The 19,566-nt window shown below is 63.2% G+C and carries 21 protein-coding genes and 1 tRNA gene; 10 read left to right on the top strand and 12 right to left on the bottom strand.

Annotated features, from left to right (window positions below; all coding sequences use genetic code 11):
* From TX72_RS14125 to TX72_RS05085, 3 genes are all read left to right on the top strand, one after another.
* Positions 1 to 156 (top strand): hypothetical protein, encoded by a 156-nt coding sequence (locus tag TX72_RS14125; protein ID WP_158305721.1) that lies wholly within the window; start codon positions 1 to 3, stop codon positions 154 to 156.
* 67 nt (positions 157 to 223) lie between these two features.
* The gene (locus TX72_RS05090) at positions 224 to 559 is read left to right on the top strand and encodes a hypothetical protein (RefSeq protein ID WP_042503346.1); all 336 of its coding nucleotides are present in this window, start codon (positions 224 to 226) and stop codon (positions 557 to 559) included.
* Between the two features lie 14 nt (positions 560 to 573).
* Positions 574 to 647: transfer RNA gene (locus TX72_RS05085), tRNA-Pro, on the top strand.
* 92 nt (positions 648 to 739) lie between these two features.
* Here TX72_RS05085 and ptrA read toward each other — a convergent pair.
* From ptrA to TX72_RS05065, 4 genes are all read right to left on the bottom strand, one after another.
* Complete coding sequence (gene ptrA / locus TX72_RS05080) at positions 740 to 1,375, bottom strand: Crp/Fnr family transcriptional regulator PtrA (RefSeq protein ID WP_042503343.1); 636 nt, start codon at positions 1,373 to 1,375, stop codon at positions 740 to 742.
* A gap of 189 nt (positions 1,376 to 1,564) precedes the next feature.
* Positions 1,565 to 2,539, bottom strand: a complete 975-nt coding sequence (pstS, locus tag TX72_RS05075; protein WP_011127883.1) for a phosphate ABC transporter substrate-binding protein PstS — start codon at positions 2,537 to 2,539, stop codon at positions 1,565 to 1,567.
* Positions 2,540 to 2,694: 155 nt separating this feature from the next.
* The gene (locus tag TX72_RS05070) at positions 2,695 to 2,943 is read right to left on the bottom strand and encodes a hypothetical protein (protein ID WP_042504260.1); all 249 of its coding nucleotides are present in this window, start codon (positions 2,941 to 2,943) and stop codon (positions 2,695 to 2,697) included.
* A gap of 96 nt (positions 2,944 to 3,039) precedes the next feature.
* Positions 3,040 to 3,810, bottom strand: a complete 771-nt coding sequence (locus tag TX72_RS05065; RefSeq protein WP_011127881.1) for a 3'-5' exonuclease — start codon at positions 3,808 to 3,810, stop codon at positions 3,040 to 3,042.
* Between the two features lie 84 nt (positions 3,811 to 3,894).
* On the opposite strand from TX72_RS05065, the gene TX72_RS05060 reads away from it, so the two are divergent.
* On the top strand, positions 3,895 to 4,350 hold the full coding sequence (locus tag TX72_RS05060) for a peroxiredoxin (RefSeq protein WP_011127880.1): 456 nt from the start codon (positions 3,895 to 3,897) through the stop codon (positions 4,348 to 4,350).
* A gap of 6 nt (positions 4,351 to 4,356) precedes the next feature.
* Complete coding sequence (locus tag TX72_RS05055) at positions 4,357 to 5,079, top strand: DUF1350 family protein (RefSeq protein ID WP_011127879.1); 723 nt, start codon at positions 4,357 to 4,359, stop codon at positions 5,077 to 5,079.
* A gap of 1 nt (position 5,080) precedes the next feature.
* Here TX72_RS05055 and acs read toward each other — a convergent pair whose 3' ends face one another.
* Positions 5,081 to 7,054, bottom strand: coding sequence for an acetate--CoA ligase (acs, locus tag TX72_RS05050; protein ID WP_042503339.1), 1,974 nt, complete (start codon positions 7,052 to 7,054; stop codon positions 5,081 to 5,083).
* Positions 7,055 to 7,188: 134 nt separating this feature from the next.
* On the opposite strand from acs, the gene TX72_RS05045 reads away from it, so the two are divergent.
* Positions 7,189 to 7,848 (top strand): HAD family hydrolase, encoded by a 660-nt coding sequence (locus TX72_RS05045; protein ID WP_011127877.1) that lies wholly within the window; start codon positions 7,189 to 7,191, stop codon positions 7,846 to 7,848.
* Here TX72_RS05045 and sds read toward each other — a convergent pair.
* Genes sds through TX72_RS05020 form a run of 5 tightly spaced genes read right to left on the bottom strand, consistent with a single transcriptional unit; the run spans position 7,832 to position 12,310 of the window.
* Positions 7,832 to 8,803: a solanesyl diphosphate synthase gene (gene sds, locus TX72_RS05040; protein WP_011127876.1), complete on the bottom strand. Its 972-nt coding sequence runs from the start codon at positions 8,801 to 8,803 to the stop codon at positions 7,832 to 7,834. The two genes, TX72_RS05045 and sds, sit on opposite strands and share 17 nt — an antisense overlap.
* A gap of 37 nt (positions 8,804 to 8,840) precedes the next feature.
* Positions 8,841 to 9,629 carry a glutamate racemase gene (murI, locus tag TX72_RS05035; RefSeq protein ID WP_011127875.1) on the bottom strand — a complete coding sequence of 263 codons (789 nt, stop codon included), beginning with the start codon at positions 9,627 to 9,629 and terminating at the stop codon, positions 8,841 to 8,843.
* On the bottom strand, positions 9,626 to 10,720 hold the full coding sequence (locus tag TX72_RS05030; protein ID WP_011127874.1) for an N-acetylmuramoyl-L-alanine amidase: 1,095 nt from the start codon (positions 10,718 to 10,720) through the stop codon (positions 9,626 to 9,628). Before TX72_RS05030 ends, murI begins: the two co-directional genes overlap by 4 nt.
* Before the next feature lie 5 nt (positions 10,721 to 10,725).
* Positions 10,726 to 11,547, bottom strand: coding sequence for a carbon-nitrogen hydrolase family protein (locus TX72_RS05025; RefSeq protein ID WP_011127873.1), 822 nt, complete (start codon positions 11,545 to 11,547; stop codon positions 10,726 to 10,728).
* Positions 11,548 to 11,581: 34 nt separating this feature from the next.
* Positions 11,582 to 12,310, bottom strand: a complete 729-nt coding sequence (locus tag TX72_RS05020; RefSeq protein ID WP_011127872.1) for a 2-phosphosulfolactate phosphatase family protein — start codon at positions 12,308 to 12,310, stop codon at positions 11,582 to 11,584.
* Positions 12,311 to 12,374: 64 nt separating this feature from the next.
* Here TX72_RS05020 and TX72_RS05015 point away from each other — a divergent pair, with 64 nt between their 5' ends.
* The 4 genes from TX72_RS05015 to glmU are packed head-to-tail and all read left to right on the top strand — an operon-like array spanning position 12,375 to position 17,574.
* Positions 12,375 to 13,937 carry a UbiD family decarboxylase gene (locus tag TX72_RS05015; protein WP_011127871.1) on the top strand — a complete coding sequence of 521 codons (1,563 nt, stop codon included), beginning with the start codon at positions 12,375 to 12,377 and terminating at the stop codon, positions 13,935 to 13,937.
* A gap of 24 nt (positions 13,938 to 13,961) precedes the next feature.
* Positions 13,962 to 15,287, top strand: coding sequence for a 3-phosphoshikimate 1-carboxyvinyltransferase (aroA, locus tag TX72_RS05010; protein ID WP_011127870.1), 1,326 nt, complete (start codon positions 13,962 to 13,964; stop codon positions 15,285 to 15,287).
* Entirely contained in the window at positions 15,268 to 16,194 is a 927-nt protein-coding gene (locus TX72_RS05005; protein ID WP_011127869.1) for an MnmC family methyltransferase, read from the top strand. Before aroA ends, TX72_RS05005 begins: the two co-directional genes overlap by 20 nt.
* Before the next feature lie 27 nt (positions 16,195 to 16,221).
* Positions 16,222 to 17,574, top strand: a complete 1,353-nt coding sequence (gene glmU / locus TX72_RS05000; RefSeq protein ID WP_011127868.1) for a bifunctional UDP-N-acetylglucosamine diphosphorylase/glucosamine-1-phosphate N-acetyltransferase GlmU — start codon at positions 16,222 to 16,224, stop codon at positions 17,572 to 17,574.
* Here glmU and TX72_RS04995 read toward each other — a convergent pair.
* Positions 17,571 to 18,920, bottom strand: coding sequence for a UDP-N-acetylmuramoyl-tripeptide--D-alanyl-D-alanine ligase (locus tag TX72_RS04995; RefSeq protein WP_011127867.1), 1,350 nt, complete (start codon positions 18,918 to 18,920; stop codon positions 17,571 to 17,573). The genes glmU and TX72_RS04995 overlap by 4 nt on opposite strands.
* Positions 18,917 to 19,564 (bottom strand): hypothetical protein, encoded by a 648-nt coding sequence (locus TX72_RS04990; protein WP_011127866.1) that lies wholly within the window; start codon positions 19,562 to 19,564, stop codon positions 18,917 to 18,919. Before TX72_RS04990 ends, TX72_RS04995 begins: the two co-directional genes overlap by 4 nt.
* Positions 19,565 to 19,566 lie beyond the last annotated feature (2 nt).

Genomic DNA, 19,566 nt, shown 5'->3' with positions numbered 1-19,566 from the left:
ATGACAGACCGGCAGGTTCTGATCGCGATCAGTTTGACGGTGCTGCTGGTGATCGGTCTGGTCTTTTCAACCCGCACCCCAGAGGCCAGCCGCGGTCCTGAACTGCTCTGGCGCGAGACTCCTCCATCACCGGCATCGAGGACATTGCAAATCTGACCACCACGCTTTGGATGCGCCAAGGGTCAGTGGCAAGGTGTGGGCATTACCTCCACCGAGGATCGCTGTGAGCGCTCCGCCGGACCCGACGGATCGACGCCGGCTTCATCCACTCCCGAGGGGGCTGGTGGAGCTTTACGGACTCATCGCCGTGTTGATGGTGCTGATCCCTGAGTGGCTGGCCGATGGCACAATCAACATCGGTCAGGCCGGTGGACCGAACACCCTGCCGATGCGAGCACGGGCCTGGAGGACGCTTCCAGAGCTGAGGCTGGCGGCCATGAGCCTCAAGGAGATGCGTCAGATGGCCTCGGAGATGCGCCTTCTGCAGTACGGGAGCCAGTCAAGGGATCAGCTGACCACTCGCATGCTGAAACGACTCAGGCGGCGCAATGCCCTGTGATAACTTGCATCTGACGGGGCGTAGCGCAGCTTGGTAGCGCACCACTTTGGGGTAGTGGGGGTCGTGGGTTCAAATCCCGCCGCTCCGATCCAACCGTCCAAACCCCGACCGCGTCGCACTGCGACAGGTCACAAGCCGGCACTTCCGTGCCGGCTTTTTAATGCCCTGAGTCCTCAGGAATCAGCGACGTGGCAGGTGGGCGATCACCAGGTGCCTCTGGGCATCGATCTTCAACCAGCCCTCATCACGCAGCAGACCGATCACCCGGGTCACTGTGACGCGGGTGGTGCTCAGAGCACTGGCCATCTCCTGATGGGTCAATCGCAGATTGAGTCGCAAGCCGTCATCACAGGGCTGGCCATAGTCCTGGGCCAACATTTCCAGAAAACCTCTCACCCGCTCCTCAACGCGGCGCAGACCGAGCAGAGCCAGCATGTACTCCGCCTGCCGGTAACGAGCACCAATGGCATCCATCATCGCCAGCGCAAGCTGGGGTGCCTGCTCCACTTCGTTAGCGCTCAAGCAGAGAAGGTCGCAGTCACTCAGAGCAACCGCTTCATAGGCCTCCACCGTGCTCAGGGGTTCACCGAAAGGCTCGTTCGGACCGGCGAGCCCAAGCAGCAGCTCATCGCCATGCACAGACACGGCACCAAGCTTGACCATGCCGCGCACAACAAGCCAGATGCTGTTCTTGAGCAACGGGACAACACTGCCCGCCGTCAGATGAACAAGATCGCGTTTCTGGTAATTGGTTTCCAACAATTCCCTGAAACCGTCACGTCTTGGGGAGAGCTCACGGGAGGGAATTGCAACCATTGAGGTGTTCCGCGGATACATCCGAACTGTATGGAGCGCAACATGCATCCCAGGCAAAGGGCTGGATGTGATTCGGTTAAGACCCGTCTAACTTTTGTCCAAGGGTGAGAAAAGAACAAAAAAAGGGGCCCGTAGGCCCCCCTTGGAACTGCTCAAAACCGTCAGATCAACCGACGGCTCAGCTAGTCATCACTCGCCGATCTTGTTCACAGCAGCCTTGGCCTTGGCCAGGATGTCGCCCTTCAGAGGCACGAAGCCCAGGGAAGGAGCCTTGTCCTGAGCAGCGTCGCTCAGCATGTAGTTGAAGGCTTCCTGAACAACCTTGGCGTCCTTGCCGTTGCCGGTCTTGTACGCCAGAACCCAGGTCAGGGTTGCGATGGGATAAGCACCCTTAGCGGTGGGGTTGGGGTTCTTGCCAGCCAGGTCCTTGTCCAGCTGAATGCCGTTCAGGGCGCGTGCACCAGCAGCCACGGAGGGCTTCAGGAACTCACCGGACTTGTTCTGCAGAGCAGCAGCAACGACTTTGCCCTTGATGTAGGACTGGTTGACGTAACCGATGGCACCCATACGGTTCTGGATCACACCGGCAACACCGGAGTTGCCCTTGGCGCCAACACCGGCGGGCCACTTGACGGACTTACCGGTTCCCAGGGTCCAGGTGCTGGAGAAGGCCTGCATGGAGTTGGTGAAGGCCTTGGTGGTGCCGGAGCCGTCGGAACGGTGCACCCAGGTGATGGTGCCGGGCTGGCAACCGAGGTCTTGCCAGTTGCGGATCTTGCCCATGGCAACGCGAACAGCCTGCTCCTGGGTGAGCTTCAGATCACAACCGGGCTTGTTGTAGCCGAAGGCGATGGTGCCGCCGACCATGGGGATCTGGACAACACCGCGCTTGACCTTGGCCATGTCCTTCTTCTTCATCGGATCATCCGATGCACCGAAGTTCACGGTCTGGTCGATGAAAGCCTTACGGCCGGAGCCGGAACCGACAGCCTGGTAGTTGACCTGAGGGCCACCGGACTTGGCCAGGTCAGCGAACCAACGCTGGTAGATCTTGGCGGGGAAAGACGCGCCAGCACCGTTCAGCTTTTCTGCGGCGGAGGCGGACATGCCAGCCCCAAGGGCAAGCACGGAAGAGACGAGAAGAGCCTTCTTAGCGAAGCTCATGGGAGGCCTAATGGGAAGTTGGCGCCCTAGGAGTAGCCAACTGAAAACGAATCCGTCGTTAGGGCAAGGTTAAGGAAGGTCGAATCTTCAGGGCTCGTGCTGGTTCTCGTTCATATCATTGACGAATCAAGGCACTTGATTTTATTCAAGTCGCTTTATTCCCGACGCAATCGTGTAGCCACGCAATAACCATCCAACCAACGATTGATGCGTTGCCGTTGAGCCGGAGGAACTTCTTCAAGCAATTGTGAGAGTTCCTCAGCACCCACACGCCGTAATGCACGAACATCAACATGCCAGAGCGCTTCGGCCTCCCGGATCAGCCGGGCCCAGGTGCGCACCTGCTGCCACTGCCGCAAGCGGTTCTGGATGGGATGACGACGACGATGGATGAAAACAGCCATGAGTTCACCCTGCTGCGAAGACAGCCAAACAAGCCAAACCACCCCAGTCGCTTCGGAGTGCTGAAGCAAAAGAGCATCTGTTCCAAAGGTCCCGGCTCAGGCAGCGCGGCGTTCCGGACCAGGTTCAACGACCTCAACAGGAAAATCGAGGCTCTTGACCTCCCGTTGGCTCAGGCGGCGCGTCCAGGCCCCTTTCACAGGGTCGTTCCATCGGAATCCTGCCTCCCGGGCGAGATGGCGGTTGTCGTACGACACCCTTGCTCGCATCAACTGACGGGGCTCAAGGCCGTGCAGCAGCATCGTCTCCAGGTCGTCGCAACGGGCGAACACCTCCGCGAGGTAGTTGCAATCGGTCAACGCCCGATGGGCTGACCAGACCGGAACGCCGTAGGCGAGAGCCAGGTCCCGCACGGAGGGACGGGACCGCAACTGCCGCTCAGCAGGCCAGCGCAGATCCTCCATCGAACAAAGCCATGGATGGCTGACGGCAGGCAAGGGATCCCGACCAAACCACTGACGATCGAAGACGGCGTTATGGGCCACCAGCACGTCCGAGGCGGTGAGGAGTTCATCAAACCAGCGCAGTGCACCAGTCCAGGGCTGGGGCAACCGTGTGACCGACGCGGGGATCCGGTTGATCGGTTCCGCCGCATTGGTCTCCACCGGCAACAGAAAGGACTGCTGTGCCAACACGGATCGTGTCGACACATCAAACAAAATGGCGCCAACTTCGAGGCAGCGATCCTTCTCCGGATCCAGCCCTGTGGTCTCGGTGTCAATGATCAGAAGCGTGGCAGGACCTGCCGAAGCCGTCGGCTCAGAACGGTGCTCCGGCACCGCTTCTAACAACGTCAACTGATCAGCCATTTGCACGCTCCCGATGCCCAAGCCGATTGTCTCGCTCGGTGCAAGTGCCGCTCTGCTTATGGTCTGAACTGCATCACTGAGTAGATGGCCATCGGCGTCGGCGACTCCCTGCCCAGCTTCTGTCTTGACGATCAGGATGGAGTGCAGCGAACTCCCGAGACGGCACGTGGCCGTTGGCTGGTTCTGTTCTTTTACCCCAAGGACGACACGCCGGGTTGCACGGCAGAGGCATGCGGCTTTCGCGACAGCAGCGCCGCCTTCCAGGAACTCGGAGCCGAGGTCTGGGGCATCAGTGGTGATGACGCCATCAGCCACCGCCGCTTCGCCACACGCCATGGCCTGAACTTCCCCCTGCTGGTCGATCGGAACAACAGTCTTCGCCGCAGCCTTGGGGTTCCCAAGGCCCTCGGGCTGGTGCCCGGTCGGGTGACCTATGTGGTGGATGGTGAGGGGGTCATCCGGCACGTCTTCAGCAACCTGCTGGATGGTCCTGCCCACGTGCGAGAAGCCGAACGGGTGATCTCCTCCCTCCAGGGCTGATCAGAGATGGACTGGCGTCAACAGGGCAAGATCTGGCAACTGAGACCATCACGGCCCCTCGGCCAAGTGGATTTCATCGGTGGGAGCTATCTGGCTGCCACGCCCCAGGTGAGTTACCGGCGCCTGCTCGAAGATCTCAGCAACAACGGCCTGGTGGTCAACGCCTGGGCCTATGTGCCCGGGTTTGATCATCAAAGCCAGGCCCGGGAGGCCTGGACCGAGTTCCGGAGCGCACGCAAACAGCTCGAAGAGCGTTACGGCCCGTTGCCGCTGCCACTGCGGCTCGGTCACAGCCTAGGTTGCAAATTGCAGCTGCTGGCTCCGGACGGGGGGAGGAACAGCCGAGGTTTGGTGGCTTTGAGTTTCAACAATTTCCAGGCGGATCGTTCGATCCCCCTGCTCGGGGAGATCGCCCCACGGCTGGGGGTTGAAACGGAGTTCAATCCCTCACCTGGGGAGACTCTTCGGCTTATCAGCCGGCATTACCAGCAGGAACGCAACTTGCTGGTGCGGTTCGGCCGCGATCAACTGGATCAGAGCGATGCCTTGCTTCAAGCCCTTGAGCAACGACCGCAGAACCGCACCGAGGTGTTGCAGCTGCCCGGCGACCACCTCACCCCAGCCAGTGCGGGGCTGAGACGCAGCGTTCTGGGTGACTGGGCGGATGACCCGAAACGTGTCGGTGTCATCCGTCAGTTGACCGAGATGATTAGCAGCTGGGCCAGCTGACTCAAGCCCGCAGCCGATCGAGGACCGAACGATCCTCCAGGGTGCTGGTGTCGCCGCTGACCTCCTGACCGGCGGCCAGGGCCCTCAGGATCCGGCGCATGATCTTGCCGCTGCGGGTCTTGGGCAGTGCATCACTGCAACGAATCTCATCCGGCCGAGCGATCGGTCCTATCTCCGTGCCCACATGGGCCCTGAGTTGCTTGATCAGATCATCCGACGACTCACGCCCCGACTCAAGGGTGACGAACGCAACGATGCCTTCACCTTTGAGGTCATCGGGACGACCCACCACAGCAGCTTCCGCCACCGCGGGATGGCTCACCAGAGCCGACTCAATTTCCATCGTGCCGAGGCGGTGACCGGAGACGTTGATCACGTCATCCACCCGGCCCATCACCCAGAAATATCCATCGGCATCACGGCGGGCGCCATCCCCAGCGAAATAGAGGTACGAGCCATCGGCAGGACGGATGTGCTCCCAATAGCTCTCACGAAAGCGCTGGGGGTTGCCATGGACCGTGCGCATCATTCCAGGCCAGGGGGCTCGGACAGCCAGGTATCCACCTTCATCGGGCCCGCAGCTGTTGCCTTCTCCATCAACGATGTCGGCCTGAATGCCCGGCAGCGGCAGCGTGGCGGATCCCGGTTTGGTGGGAGTGGCTCCAGGCAGCGGACTGATCATCACGCCACCGGTTTCGGTCTGCCACCAAGTGTCGACAATCGGACAGCGGTTGCCGCCAATCACGTCGCGGTACCACATCCAGGCCTCCGGATTGATCGGTTCACCAACGGTGCCCAGCAGGCGAAGGCTGCTCATGTCGAATTGATCCGGCACCTGGCGGCCACTCTTCATGAAGGCTCGAATCGCAGTCGGCGCGGTGTAAAAGATCGTGATGCCGTGCTTCTGGATCAACTCCCAGAACGCACCGGGTTTGGAGGGGCGCGGCGCCCCCTCGTACATCACGGTGGTCGCACCGTTGGACAGCGGGCCGTACACGATGTAGCTGTGGCCAGTGATCCAGCCAACATCCGCTGTGCACCAGTAGACGTCGTTATCGCGGATGTCGAAAATCCACTGGAAGGTGAGATGGGCCCAGAGGTTGTAACCGGCAGTGGTGTGCACTACACCCTTGGGTTTGCCGGTGGAACCTGAGGTGTAGAGCACGAACAGTCGATCTTCACTGGCCATCGGCTCCGCAGGGCAATCGCTGCCCTGGGCATCCACGAGGTCGTGCCACCACTGATCGCGGCCGGCAACCATCTCCACGGGCTGCTTGGTGCGCTGCACCACGAGCACGCCGGTCACCGAAGGACAGGCGCCCTCCGCTAGAGCTGCATCAACAGCAGGTTTGAGGGAAACGGGCTTGTCCTTTCTGAATCCCCCATCCGCTGTGATCACGGCCTTCGCCTCACCGTCCTTGAGGCGATCGCGCAAGGCCTCGGCAGAGAAACCACCGAACACAACGGAATGGGGGGCACCGATGCGAGCGCAGGCGAGCATCGCAATGGCGGCCTCTGGAATCATCGGCATGTAGAGGGCGACCAGATCGCCTTTGCCAATGCCCATGGCCTTCAGAGCGTTGGCGGCTTTGCACACCTCGGCATGGAGCTCGCGGTAGCTGAAACGGCGCACGTCTCCGGGCTCCCCTTCCCAGATCAGCGCGGTCTTCTCGGCCTTGGCCCCCTCGAGATGTCGGTCGAGACAGTTGTACGACAGGTTGGTGGTGCCCCCTTCAAACCAGCGGGCGAAAGGAGGTTCCGACCAATCGAGAACCGTGTGGAACGGCTCGAACCAATGCAGCTCACGACGGGCTGCCTCCCCCCAGAACCCATCGGGATCCTTGGTCGCCGCCGCCGCCATGGCGCGGTAACTCTCCAGACTGCCGATGCGTGCTGCAGCCGCCATCTCCGCCGGCGGCTGAAATACCCGCTGCTCCTGCAGGACACTTTCGATCGACGTATTGGACTCGGTCACAGCAGGCGGGCCAAAGACTGTTGTTGCAAGGGTACGGAGGAGTCGATCGACCGTTCCACGACCCGTATCAATCCGTCGGACAGAGGGTGAAACCACGGCGCGTTTGACTGGAACCTGCCGAGCTCCCGGATGGCGTGCCAGCTCTTCCCGCAGCCTGCCTGTTCGATCTGGATGGAGTGCTGCTCGATACGGAGCCCTTGCACAGCCGCGGCTGGTCCGAAGCCGCCAGCCACTTCGGAGCGCAGCTCAGCAACGACCAGTTGCTGCAACTCAAGGGGCGTCGTCGTCTCGACTGCGCCGCCCTGGTGAGCAGCTGGCTGCCGCGTCCTGTGGAATCAGACGACTTGCTGGCAGTTCAGCAGCCGATCGTGCGGGCGCTGCTTCCCAACGCCAAGGCCATGCCCTTCGCTCAAGAGCTCTTGGAGCACTGCGATCACCGAGGAATTCCGATGGCCTTGGTCACCAGCAGCAGCCTTGAAGCCGTGAGCTTTAAAGCCGCACCCCATCCCTGGCTGAAGCGGATCCAACTCAGGGTCCACGGAGATGATCCAGACCTCAAAGCCGGCAAGCCAGACCCTGCACCATTTCTTCTGGCCGCGTCACGGCTTGGCTTGGATCCCAAGACCTGTTGGGCCCTGGAGGATTCTCAAGCCGGAACAGCGGCTGCGGTGACAGCCGGTTGCCACGTCTGGGTGCTGAATGAACACGGACCCACCCAAACAATGGAAATGAATCCAAGGCACATCAACAGTCTTGGTGTCGTTCTGGAACAGTTGGTCAGTACAGACGGCTGAGCACAAAATCAGGAAGCTCAAGCAGCGCCCGCTTGCAGGGGGAGTCGCTCATCCAGGAGATGGCGTCGCGGGATTCCCGAGCGAAGGTTTCCGCCAGTTCCCGAGTACGAGGAATGGCGCGGGAGGAGCGCACCATCTCAAGGGCCTGGTCAAGATCCCCGGGCTCTGCAAACTCACGGGCAATCAAGGCCTGCAGGCCGGGCTGCTCCTCCATGGCATAGAAGGTGGGGGCCGTCAGATAGCCGCTGGCCAGGTCGCTGGCAGCGGGCTTGCCGAGCTGCTGATCACTGCCGGTGAAATCAAGGATGTCGTCCACCACCTGGAACGCCAGGCCCAACTGACGGCCGAAGCGATACAACCCATCCAGCTCAGATGGGGAGCAATCACTGAGAACCCCTGCGGCCCTGGCGCTGTTGGCGATCAACGATGCGGTTTTGCAGTAGCTCTTTTCGAGGTAAGTCTCGAAGCTCTGCGCGGTGTCGAAGCGGAAGAGACCCTGCTTCACCTCACCATCCGCAAGATCCATGATCACGCGGCTGAGCAGCTTCACCACCTCAAGGTCATCGAGGTTGGCGAGATGCCAGCTGGCCTGCGCAAAGAGAAAATCACCAGCCAGAACGGCAACACGCGCATCAAAGCGGCTGTGAACGGTGTCCACACCACGACGGGTGGACGCCTCATCGACCACGTCATCGTGCACGAGCGAAGCCGTATGGATCATCTCGGTGATCTCGGCCAGGCGTCGATGCCGTGGAGTCAGCTGGCCATCAGCGGACAGTGCGCGGGACAGCAGTAGAACAATGCCGGGACGAAGCCGTTTGCCACCAGCGCTGAACAGATGCTCGGCAGCGGCCTGGAGGATTGGATGTCCGGCACCGATCAGGCTGCGCAGATCTCCGAGCAGAGTTTCGAGATCGGTTTCGACCGGTTGCAGCAGCTCGGTGACGGTGATCATGAAACCCCTCGGCGCCGCGATCCTAGTGGTGATGGCCTCAGCTCTGCAGCCGTTGCAGATGAACCTCAGGACGGGCCCCCAGCCAGGGAGTGGCGCGGTTGGCAAAACCATCAGGATCCGCCGTGACGCAAAAGCGGCATTGCCCAAGCTCAAGGGTGTCGCCGGGTGTTGACCGGGGAACACCGAGAACAGCATCAAGCTGACGGGCCACTCCGAGTGCAGGGTCAACCAACTGAATGGCATCCGGCAGCAGCTGCTTCAACAAAGGAATCAGCAATGGGTAGTGGGTGCAGCCGAGCACAATCGTCTCCACGGAGGCCGCTAAGAGGGGTTCGAGATAAACCTTGGCCACCTGTCTCAGCTCATCACTGCTGAAGTCACCGGCCTCAATCAAGGGAACGAAAGCCGGACAGGCCTGCTCCACGACAAGAGCTCCGGGATGGAGGGCTTCGATGCTGGCGCTGTAGGCCGCCGAGGCCACCGTGGCTGGTGTCGCCAGCACCCCCACCCGCCGGGTCTCCACCATGGCCGCCGCGGCACCGATCAGCCCGATCACCGGGCCACCCGCCTGCCCCTCAGCCACATCCCGTGCCAGGGCATTGGTGGTGTTGCAGGCCATCACCACCGTCGACACCTGCTGATCGCGCAACCAGCCGACCACTTCAGCGGCAATGCGACGAATCTCCGCTGGAGGTCGGTTGCCGTAGGGAACCCTGGCTGTATCACCTAGATACACACACGCCACCGAACCATGGCGTTCCAGCACCCGCCGAAGCACGGTCAATCCCCCGACACCGCTGTCAAAAAAGCCAAGCCGCGGACTCATCGCACCTCCTGGCGGAGGTAGTTAAGAATCCCCGTGGCCAGGGCAAGGGCCAGGCGACGCCGGTGATCAGCCCTGGCGAGTCGGGGGGCATCGATGGCTCCGGTCACAAAACCCATCTCCACCAATGCGGCCGGCATCACCGTCCGCCGGATCACAAAGAAGCGACCGCGGCGCACACCGCGGTTGGGCGTTCCAGGCGACACATCCATAATCTGCTGCTGCAGATAGCCGGCTAAGCGGCCGGATCGAGGGTCCGAGAAGAAAAAGGTTTCAATCCCATTGACGTCCTGGCGCCGCATGCTGAGGGCATTGGCATGGATGCTGATGAAGGCGGTGGCGGAGGAGCGATTCGCCAGGGAAACCCGCGGCGGAAGATCGACATCCACATCTCCGGTGCGCGTCAGCAACACGTCGACGCCGCGGGCTCGCAACAGAGCGGCCACCTGCATAGACACATCCAGCACAACATCGGTCTCCCGCAGACCGTCGATGCCGACTGCGCCAGGATCCGGTCCGCCGTGGCCGGGGTCGATGACGATTGTGTAGCGGCCGCGGGTCACGGTGGGGAGTCCGGAGGGATCCACCGGCGTGCGGCTTGGGGCGAAGCGGCCTGGAGGTTGCCAGGCCGTGGCGCGGCCCGAGAGATCCCCTTCACCCAAATCATCGAGCCCACGGGTGGGCAAACCGGTGAATTTCAGCTCCCAGCGATCGGGAGCCGTCCCTCTCAGCTTCAATTGACTGGGATCCAGTTCCACACCGGGACGGAACTCCACCACCAGGCGCGTGGCCCCAGGCCGTGGCTTGCCCAGTCGAATCTCCTTGACCGCGCCGCGGCCGCTCAGCCGACGGGGAAAGCGAATTTCACCGGGAAAATCGATCCAGACGCGGGTGCCGCGGCCGTCGCTGGCGTCCTGAAAAAAGGCCTGAAGCCTGGCATTGCGGCTGGTGCGCAATTGCAGCGTGCCGTTCTCAGTGAGCGCCCAGGCCGCCAGAGCACTGGCCGCCTGAGCCGGCAGCGAGGGCAGCATCAAACAAAGCTGCAGTGCCACTGCCGCAAAGCAGCGCCATCGGCGGGGCGTCGCCCTCAACATCGACGTCAGAACAATGCCGGCCGGCGGTGGCGCAGACTCGGCATCTGATCCCGAACATGTCCCTGATGGGCTGTGTTGACGGGTGCAATGGCAGCCCCAGGCAACACACCTGCATCGGCCAAAACCGTGCCCCAGGGATCAATCACTAAGGCGTGACCATGGCTGTGGCGACGCCCGTAGTGCTGGCCGGTCTGCGCCGGAGCCAGCACGTAGGCGGTGTTTTCAATGGCTCGGGCCTGAAGCAGCACTTGCCAGTGGTCCTTGCCGGTGAAGGCGGTGAAAGCGGCTGGAATCATCAGCAGATCGGCTCCAGCACCCACGAGGTGTCGATACAGCTCAGGAAAGCGAACGTCGTAACAGATGGACAGACCCACCTTGCACAGACCCGGCACATCCACCACAGGCGGCAACTCCTGGCCGGCATTCACGGTTGCCGACTCGCGGTAGGTGTTGCCGTCGGGAAGGTCAACGTCGAAGAGGTGGATCTTGTCGTAACGGGCCAACAGCTGGCCATCCCGGTCCACCAGTTCTGCCCGGTTCAACGTCCTTGAGCCATCACCCACCGGCGCAGGGAATCCTCCGCCCAGCAGCACCACCTGGTAACGCCGCGCCATCGTCACCAGAAAGCGGCTGCAGCGTTCGGCCAGGTCAGACGCCAGCTCGAGGCGGCGACTGTCCTCGCCCATGAAGGCGAAGTTCTCAGGCAAACCCACCAGATCCGCACCACGTCGTGCCGCCAGATCGATCTGCTCCTCGGCGGCATTGAAATTGATTTCCGGGTCCTGGCTGCTCGTGAGTTGCACGGCAGCCGCCAGGAAGTCGTTCACGGGATCTGGAAGATGAATCGGACTTTAGAGGCGTTCAGATCGCCTGCAGCACTCCCGGCGACTGTTGCGTTGGAACGACACTCAACTGGTCCAGACCGGCACAGCAGCGGAAGTCGTCGTCATGGTCACCAAGCCGGATCAGCCGTTGCCCGTGGCTGGCCGTTCGCAGACAGGCTTCGGGATCATGACGCCACTGCTGCCAAAGGGCCGTGGCTGCTGTGGCTTCATCGTTGGCGAGCGTCACCGCTTGACTCAGCTCCTGCAGGCGCGCCGCCAGAGCACCCGCAGCCAGGGAATCCTCGAGGGAGTACGTCCCTTCCCAACCGCTGCCCACAATGGCCACGGTTTCAGGTGATTCCTTCAACAGACGCTGGGCCACCGCTTCACGGTTCGGCAGAGCAGCTGTCACCAACAAAGGCACCTGACGCACCCGATCCAGGGCACGGGTGCCGTTGGTGGTGCTCATGAACAGACGTTTGCCGGACACCGTGGCGGGTACGACAGCCACGGGGGAATTGCCCAAGTCAAAGCCCGCCAGGGTCTGCCCGCCGCGCTCGCCCAGCAGCAGTCGCTGGTCGGCAGGCCAGGCCTCGGCCGCCGCCCGCAGATCCTCCAGGTCAGCAAAGGCCTGCACCGCTTCCGCCCCGTGGTGCAGAGCCCAGGCGATGGTGGTGGTGGCGCGCAGCACATCGATCACCACCGCTGCATCGGGGCTGGCATCCGCCGGCATCTCCGCCGGAACGTGGAAATAGAAGATCTGCATGGCCACGCTCATCATCGGCGTGCGACACAGTACCGAGATCGCCCGTGATCTCCTCGTCGCCTCAATGGCACTGTTCCGATCTGGCCCGGCCACCCGCGACCTGCGCGGATTTCTGCAGCTGCTAGATCAGCGAGGACAGCTCAAGCGGATCACAGCAGCGGTGGACCCCGATCTTGAACTGGCGGCCATTGCAGACCGTGTGCTCTCCCAGGGGGGGCCCGCCCTGTTGTTCGAGAACGTGATCGGGTCGTCGATGCCGGTGGCGGTAAACACCCTCGGCACCGTGGAACGGGTGGTCTGGAGCATGGGTCTCGAACGGGCCGAGCAGCTGGAGGACCTTGGCTCGAGGCTGGCCCTACTGCAGCAACCACGCCCCCCGAAGGGACTCAGCGAAACCAAGCAGTTCGCACGAGTGTTCTGGGATCTGGTGAAGGCCAAACCCGACCGTGATCTGACACCCCCCTGCCGGCAGCAGATCTTCAAAGGCGACGCGGTCAACCTCTACAACATCCCCTTGATCCGCCCCTGGCCAGGGGACGCGGGTGGGGTGATCACCCTGGGGCTTGTGATCACCAAAGACCCGGAAACCGGCGTGCCGAATGTGGGGGTCTACCGGCTGCAGAGGCAGTCGGTGAACACCATGACCGTGCATTGGCTCAGCGTGCGAGGCGGTGCCCGCCATCTGCGCAAGGCTGCAGCGATGGGCAAGAAGCTTGAGGTGGCTGTTGCCATCGGCGTGCACCCGCTGCTGGTGATGGCCGCCGCCACCCCGATTCCCGTGCAGCTGAGTGAATGGTTGTTTGCTGGGATCTACGCCGGCGAGGGGGTGCGTCTCACCCCCTGCAAGACCCTGGATCTGCAAGTGCCTAGCCACAGTGAAGTGGTCCTGGAGGGGACCATCACCCCCGGCGAGGTGCTGCCCGACGGTCCCTTCGGCGACCACATGGGCTTCTACGGCGGAGTGGAGGACTCACCGCTGGTGCGCTTCCACTGCATGACGCAGCGACGGGATCCGGTGTTCCTCACCACCTTCAGTGGGCGTCCTCCCAAGGAAGAGGCGATGTTGGCCATCGCCCTGAACCGCATCTACACCCCGATCCTGCGTCAGCAGATTCCGGAAATCACGGACTTCTTCCTGCCGATGGAAGCCCTCAGCTACAAGCTGGCGGTGATCTCGATCGACAAGGCCTATCCCGGCCAGGCCAAACGCGCAGCGATGGCGTTCTGGAGTGCCCTGCCCCAGTTCACTTACACCAAGTTCGTGGTGGTGGTGGACAAGCACATCAACGTGCGGGACCCGCGCCAGGTGGTGTGGGCGATCGCAGCACAGGTAGATCCTCAGCGGGATTTGTTCACCTTGGCGGACACCCCCTTCGACAGCCTCGATTTCGCCAGCGAGCAACTGGGGCTGGGCGGCCGCCTGGCCATCGACGCCACCACGAAGGTGGGTCCGGAGAAAAACCACGATTGGGGGGAACCGCTCAGCCGTCCGGCCGACCTGGAGGAGCGGGTGTCCGCGCGCTGGTCCGAACTCGGACTGGATGGACTCGGCCAGGACGAACCGGATCCGAGCCTGTTCGGCTACGCCCTCGATCGCTTGATCCAGGGCCTGAAGACCAGCCCATAGGATCGGCCCAACGACGGATCACTCTTGAGCGCCAACGGCCCTTCTCACCCTGCCCGTGAACTCAAGGCCGGCGGGTCCTTGTCCGGTCATGTGAAGGTGCCGGGAGACAAGTCGATCTCCCACCGATCCCTGCTGTTCGGTGCCATCGCGGAGGGCACCACCACCATCGACGGTCTGCTGCCGGCGGAAGACCCCATCAGCACCGCCGCTTGCCTGCGGGCAATGGGTGTGCTGATCAGCCCGATCGAGGCCGCCGGCCTCGTCACCGTTGAGGGGGTGGGCCTGGACGGACTTCAGGAACCCGCTGAAATTCTCGATTGCGGCAACTCCGGCACCACCATGCGCCTGATGCTGGGGTTGCTGGCTGGACGGGCCGGCCGTCACTTCGTGCTGGATGGTGATGCCTCCCTGCGTCGCCGGCCGATGCGGCGGGTGGGTCAGCCCCTGGCCTCGATGGGGGCGGATGTGCGGGGCCGTGACGGAGGCAACCTCGCTCCATTGGCGGTGCAGGGGCAGAGCCTGCGTGGCACGGTGATCGGAACGCCTGTAGCCAGCGCTCAGGTGAAGTCGGCCCTGCTGCTGGCGGCCCTGACGGCCGACGGAACCACCACCGTGATCGAACCGGCCCAGTCCCGCGACCACAGCGAGCGGATGCTGCGGGCCTTTGGTGCTGATCTCCAGGTGGGTGGCGAGATGGGGCGTCACATCACCGTTCGCCCCGGCAACACCCTGAAGGGCCAACAGGTGGTCGTCCCGGGGGACATCAGCTCAGCAGCCTTCTGGCTGGTGGCCGGTGCCCTGGTGCCTGGCGCGGACCTCACCATTGAGAACGTCGGCCTCAATCCCACCCGAACAGGCATTCTCGAGGTGCTCGAGCAGATGAATGCACAGATCGAGGTGCTGAACCGTCGCGATGTGGCCGGTGAACCGGTGGGCGACCTGAGGATCACCCATGGGCCGTTGCAACCGTTTTCTATCGGAGAAGAAATCATGCCCCGCCTCGTGGATGAGGTTCCGATCCTCAGCGTCGCCGCCTGCTTCTGCGACGGCGAAAGCAGGATCAGCGGCGCCTCGGAGCTGCGGGTGAAGGAAACCGATCGCCTGGCGGTGATGGCACGCCAGCTCAAGGCCATGGGTGCTGAGATCGAGGAGCATGAGGACGGCATGACCATCCACGGCGGACGCCCGTTGAAGGGCGCTGCTCTGGACAGCGAAACCGACCACCGGGTGGCGATGAGCCTGGCGGTGGCCTCATTGCTGGCGTCTGGGGATTCGACCCTGCAGCGCAGCGATGCTGCAGCCGTGAGCTACCCCAGTTTCTGGGACGACCTTGACCGGCTCCGCTGCTGATGCCGATGGCCTGCGGGCCTACCCCACGGCCGATGGCAGTTTCAGCCTGGAAAGCGAGCGGTTCGGAGAGCCGTTCCACAATTCAGCTGGCGCGCTGAACGAAGCACGGGCGAAGTTCTCGCGCCCGGCTGAGCTGAACCGCTTCTGTGCTGCCGATCGTCTCAGGATCCTCGATGTCTGCGTTGGCCTTGGCTACAACACTGCGGTGATCCTGGAAAACCTGCCCGAGCCAACCCCTGCCGTGCAGTGGTGGGGCCTGGAACTGGACAGGCGACCGCTGGATCTGGCCCTCGAGCAACCGACATTTCGGGGGCTGTGGAGAGCGGATGTTCTGGAGCGACTGGAGGGGATCCAGGCCAATGACGGCTGGAGCGATCCACCGAACATTGGGCATCAGCTCTGGGGAGATGCGAGAACCGCGCTCGCGCGGATTCCGGACCAGCAGAGGTTCGACCTGATCCTGCAGGACGCGTTTTCCCCCCAACGCTGCCCGGAGCTGTGGACCGAGGAATTCCTCGCTGGACTCTCCGCACGTTTGGCACCGGGGGGACGGCTGCTCACCTACAGCCGATCGGCGGCGGTGCGGGCCAGTCTTCAACGGGCCGGGTTGCAGCTGTACTCACTGCTGCCGGCTCCTGGGGAACGGGTCGGCTGGAGCAGCGGAACGATGGCGGTGCAACCGGGCGGTTCGTGCACTGCGGAAGGTCCTGGCTGGCGTCCCTTCAGCCCGATGGAGAAAGAGCATCTGTTCACCCGCGCCGCCGTTCCCTTCCGGGATCCCGATGGTGAGGCCAGCTCCAGCGAGATCCTCGAGAAACGGGTTCTTGAACAACAGGCCTGTGGCCTAGAACCCACCAATGCCTGGCAGCGACGCTGGCGAGGGGACGCTGCCCTCCAATCCCGGTAGATTCCGGCCGGTTTGTTCATGGCCGAGATGCTTGCCGTCGCCGTTCTGGCCGCTGGAAAAGGCACCCGGATGAAGAGCGCTCTGCCCAAGGTGCTGCAGCCCCTGGCCGGTGCCACCCTCGTGGAACGGGTGCTCGCCAGTGCCGCCAACCTTCAGCCGGACCGTCGCATGCTGATCGTGGGGCATCAGGCCGACCGGGTGGAGGAGCAGCTGGCAGCCATCGGCTTACTCGAATTCGTGCTGCAGCAACCCCAGAACGGCACCGGCCATGCCGTGCAACAGCTGCTGCCGGTGCTGCAGGGATTTGAGGGTGAATTGCTGGTGCTCAACGGAGACGTGCCCCTGCTGCGGGCGGAGACCATTGAATCCCTGGTGAATGGCCACCGCGAGAGCGGAGCCGATGTCACGCTGCTGACGGCACGCCTGGAGGACCCGACCGGCTACGGCCGGGTGTTTGTCGATGCCGATGGAAAGGTGAGCGCCATCGTTGAGCATCGTGACTGCTCCGAGGAGCAGCTCAGCAACAACCTCACCAACGCCGGCATCTATTGCTTCAACTGGCAGGCGCTGGCGGAGGTCCTGCCAAAGCTGAGCACCGACAACGACCAGGGGGAGCTTTACCTGACGGACACGGTGGCGATGCTGCCAAAGGCCATGCACGTTGAAGTCGCCGATCCCGATGAGGTGAACGGCATCAACAACCGCAAGCAACTCGCCCAATGTGAAGCCGTTCTGCAGCAGCGCCTGCGCGACCACTGGATGGCGGAGGGCGTCACCTTCGTCGACCCCGGCAGCTGCACCCTCAGTGAAAACTGCTGCTTCGGTCGCGATGTGGTGATCGAACCGCAGACCCATTTGCGCGGTAGCTGCCGCATCGGCGACAACTGCCGCCTGGGGCCTGGCAGCCTGCTTGAAAATGCCGAGCTGGGCAGCGACGTTTCCGTACTGCATTCCGTTGTACGGGAGGCTACGGTGGGCAATGGCGTTGCCATTGGACCTTTTGCTCATCTGCGTCCGGCGGCCGACATCGCCGATGGTTGCCGGATCGGCAACTTTGTGGAGGTGAAGAAAAGCCAGGTGGGTGCCGGCAGCAAGATCAACCACCTCAGTTACATCGGCGACGCCAGCCTCGGTGAGAACGTCAACGTGGGAGCCGGCACGATCACTGCCAATTACGACGGTGTACGCAAGCACCGCACGGTGATCGGCGACGGCAGCAAGACCGGCGCCAATTCGGTGCTGGTGGCACCTGTGACCCTGGGGGCCAAGGTGACGGTTGGAGCCGGATCAACGATCACCAAGGATGTGCCTGATGGCGCCCTGGCCATCGGCCGCGCAAAGCAGTTGAGCAAGGAGGGCTGGGCAGACCGTCCGGCCTAAACCGACGGCAGCAGGGGGATCAACCGTTCCAGGGCAACACCGCGGCTGGCCTTGAGCAGCACCACATCACCGGCCTGGAGCCACTGGCCCAGGGGGACAGCTGCTGCCTCAGGCGTTGCGACCAGAGCCAGACGATCCAGGCAGGAAACAACGTTGGCCATGGCCTGGCCTTCGTCGCCGCCATCCACCAGCACCACCCCATCCAGCTTCAGTGCAGCGGCCCTGGCGGCCACCTGCTGATGGAGCTCAATGCTGCGATCCCCCAGCTCCAACATGGTGCCCAGCACCGCGAAACGCCGGCCCGGCTGATCGGCGAGAAGGTCGAGAGCCGCCAGCACCGCCTCGGGCGAGGCGTTGTAGGTCTCATCCAGCAGCGTGAGTCCCCCCTGCTGCAAACGTCGATTGCGGCCGCCGGGGATGTTGACCTGCAACTGCGCAGCGCTGGCTGGATCAACCCCCAGATGGGAGCCCACCGCCAGAGCCAGCAGCAGGTTGCGGGCGTTATGACGACCATCCAGCGGAAGAGGGATCGAAGCCTCATCCAGCAGGAGACGATCGTTCCGAGCGGCGCCGATCAGGTCAGCAGTGATGTCCGGGTCATCCTCCAAGCGCACCCGCAGCACCCGCCCCTGCCAGACAGCAGCGAGAGCCTGCTCCAGCAACGGGTCGCCGGCGGGGATGACCACCACCCCCTGCGGATGAAGGGCAGCCGTGATCTCGCACTTGGCGGTGGCGATGGCCTCGCGACTGCCCAACCGCCCGATGTGGGCTGTGCCGATGTTGGTGATCACTGCCACATCCGGTTCGGTGCAGCGGGACAAGCGGGCGATCTCCCCCGGTCCGCGCATGCCCATCTCAATCACCAGAGCGGCATGGTCCGAGCCCGCTCCCAACACGGTGAGGGGCACGCCGATGTCGTTGTTGTTGTTGCCGTCACTGGCTTGAATTGCCCCCAGCGGCGCCAGCACAGCCCGAATCAACTCCCGGGTCGTGGTCTTGCCGGCGGAACCGGTCACGGCCACCAGGGGCAGGCCGAGCTGACGGCGGTGCAACAACGCCAGCTGTTGGTAGGCCGCCAGGGTGTCATCCACCCGCCAGTGCAGCAATCCGGAAGGAAGCGGCGCTGTCCAGTCCAGCGACACCACAGCCCCCTGCCCCCCCAACGCCGGCAGCTGCTCGAGAAAGCGGTGACCATCGAAGCGTTCCCCCACCAGGGGAACAAAGAAATTGCCGGCCTTCAGTTGGCGGCTGTCGGTGCAGATCGTCCCAACGGGTTGATCCGGGTTCACTACAGCCCCCTGCGGTTCCCCCCAGAGATCAATGAGCTGCTGGATCCGCAGGGTCATGCAGGAGCCACATTGTTGAACAGGATCATGCCGCTGCCGACCCGGGCTGACCGCCCGATCAACTGATCGTCGCGCGCCAGCAACCGCAGCTCGCCGTAGCCCAGATCCGCGCAACGGGCCTGCCAGGCATGAGCAAGTTCATGGCGGCGGGCTTCCGGCAGATCCCACCAGCTCTCAGCAAGGCGCAGCTCAAGGCGGTTGTTCACGCCATCGGGCTGGGCCGCCAGCAGAAGATCTTCTGGCGCTGAACCATCCAGAAACAGCTCCAGCAGCGGATCGATGCGCAGCGGTGGTGGCGGCTCTGGCTCAGGGATGATCGCCACCGGCTCCTCCTCAGGGATTGGGTCGGGGGCCGGAAGTTCGCGGATGGCAACCGGGGGCGGTGGCGAGGGATGGACCGGTTCTATCGGCGGCGGCATCAGCAGAACCCCAGCTGACACAAGGGCGGCCAGCACCAGGGCCAGAACCGCAGGCCAGAACCAGGGCAGCAGGTTGTTGGGCCAGAACCCCGGTATGGAAAGATCCCCCTCCCGGTTGCGACGCCAGAGCTCCCGGCCTCGCAGGCCCAGATCAGCCCAGAGAGCCCGCAGGTTGCGGGCGAACTCTTTCCAGGGGCTGACGTAAGGCGCCGGGAGGTTGGGCAAGA

Source organism: Parasynechococcus marenigrum WH 8102, assembly GCF_000195975.1.
Taxonomy (GTDB): Bacteria; Cyanobacteriota; Cyanobacteriia; order PCC-6307; family Cyanobiaceae; genus Parasynechococcus; species Parasynechococcus marisnigri.
This window is presented reverse-complemented; position numbering and strand designations above follow the sequence as displayed.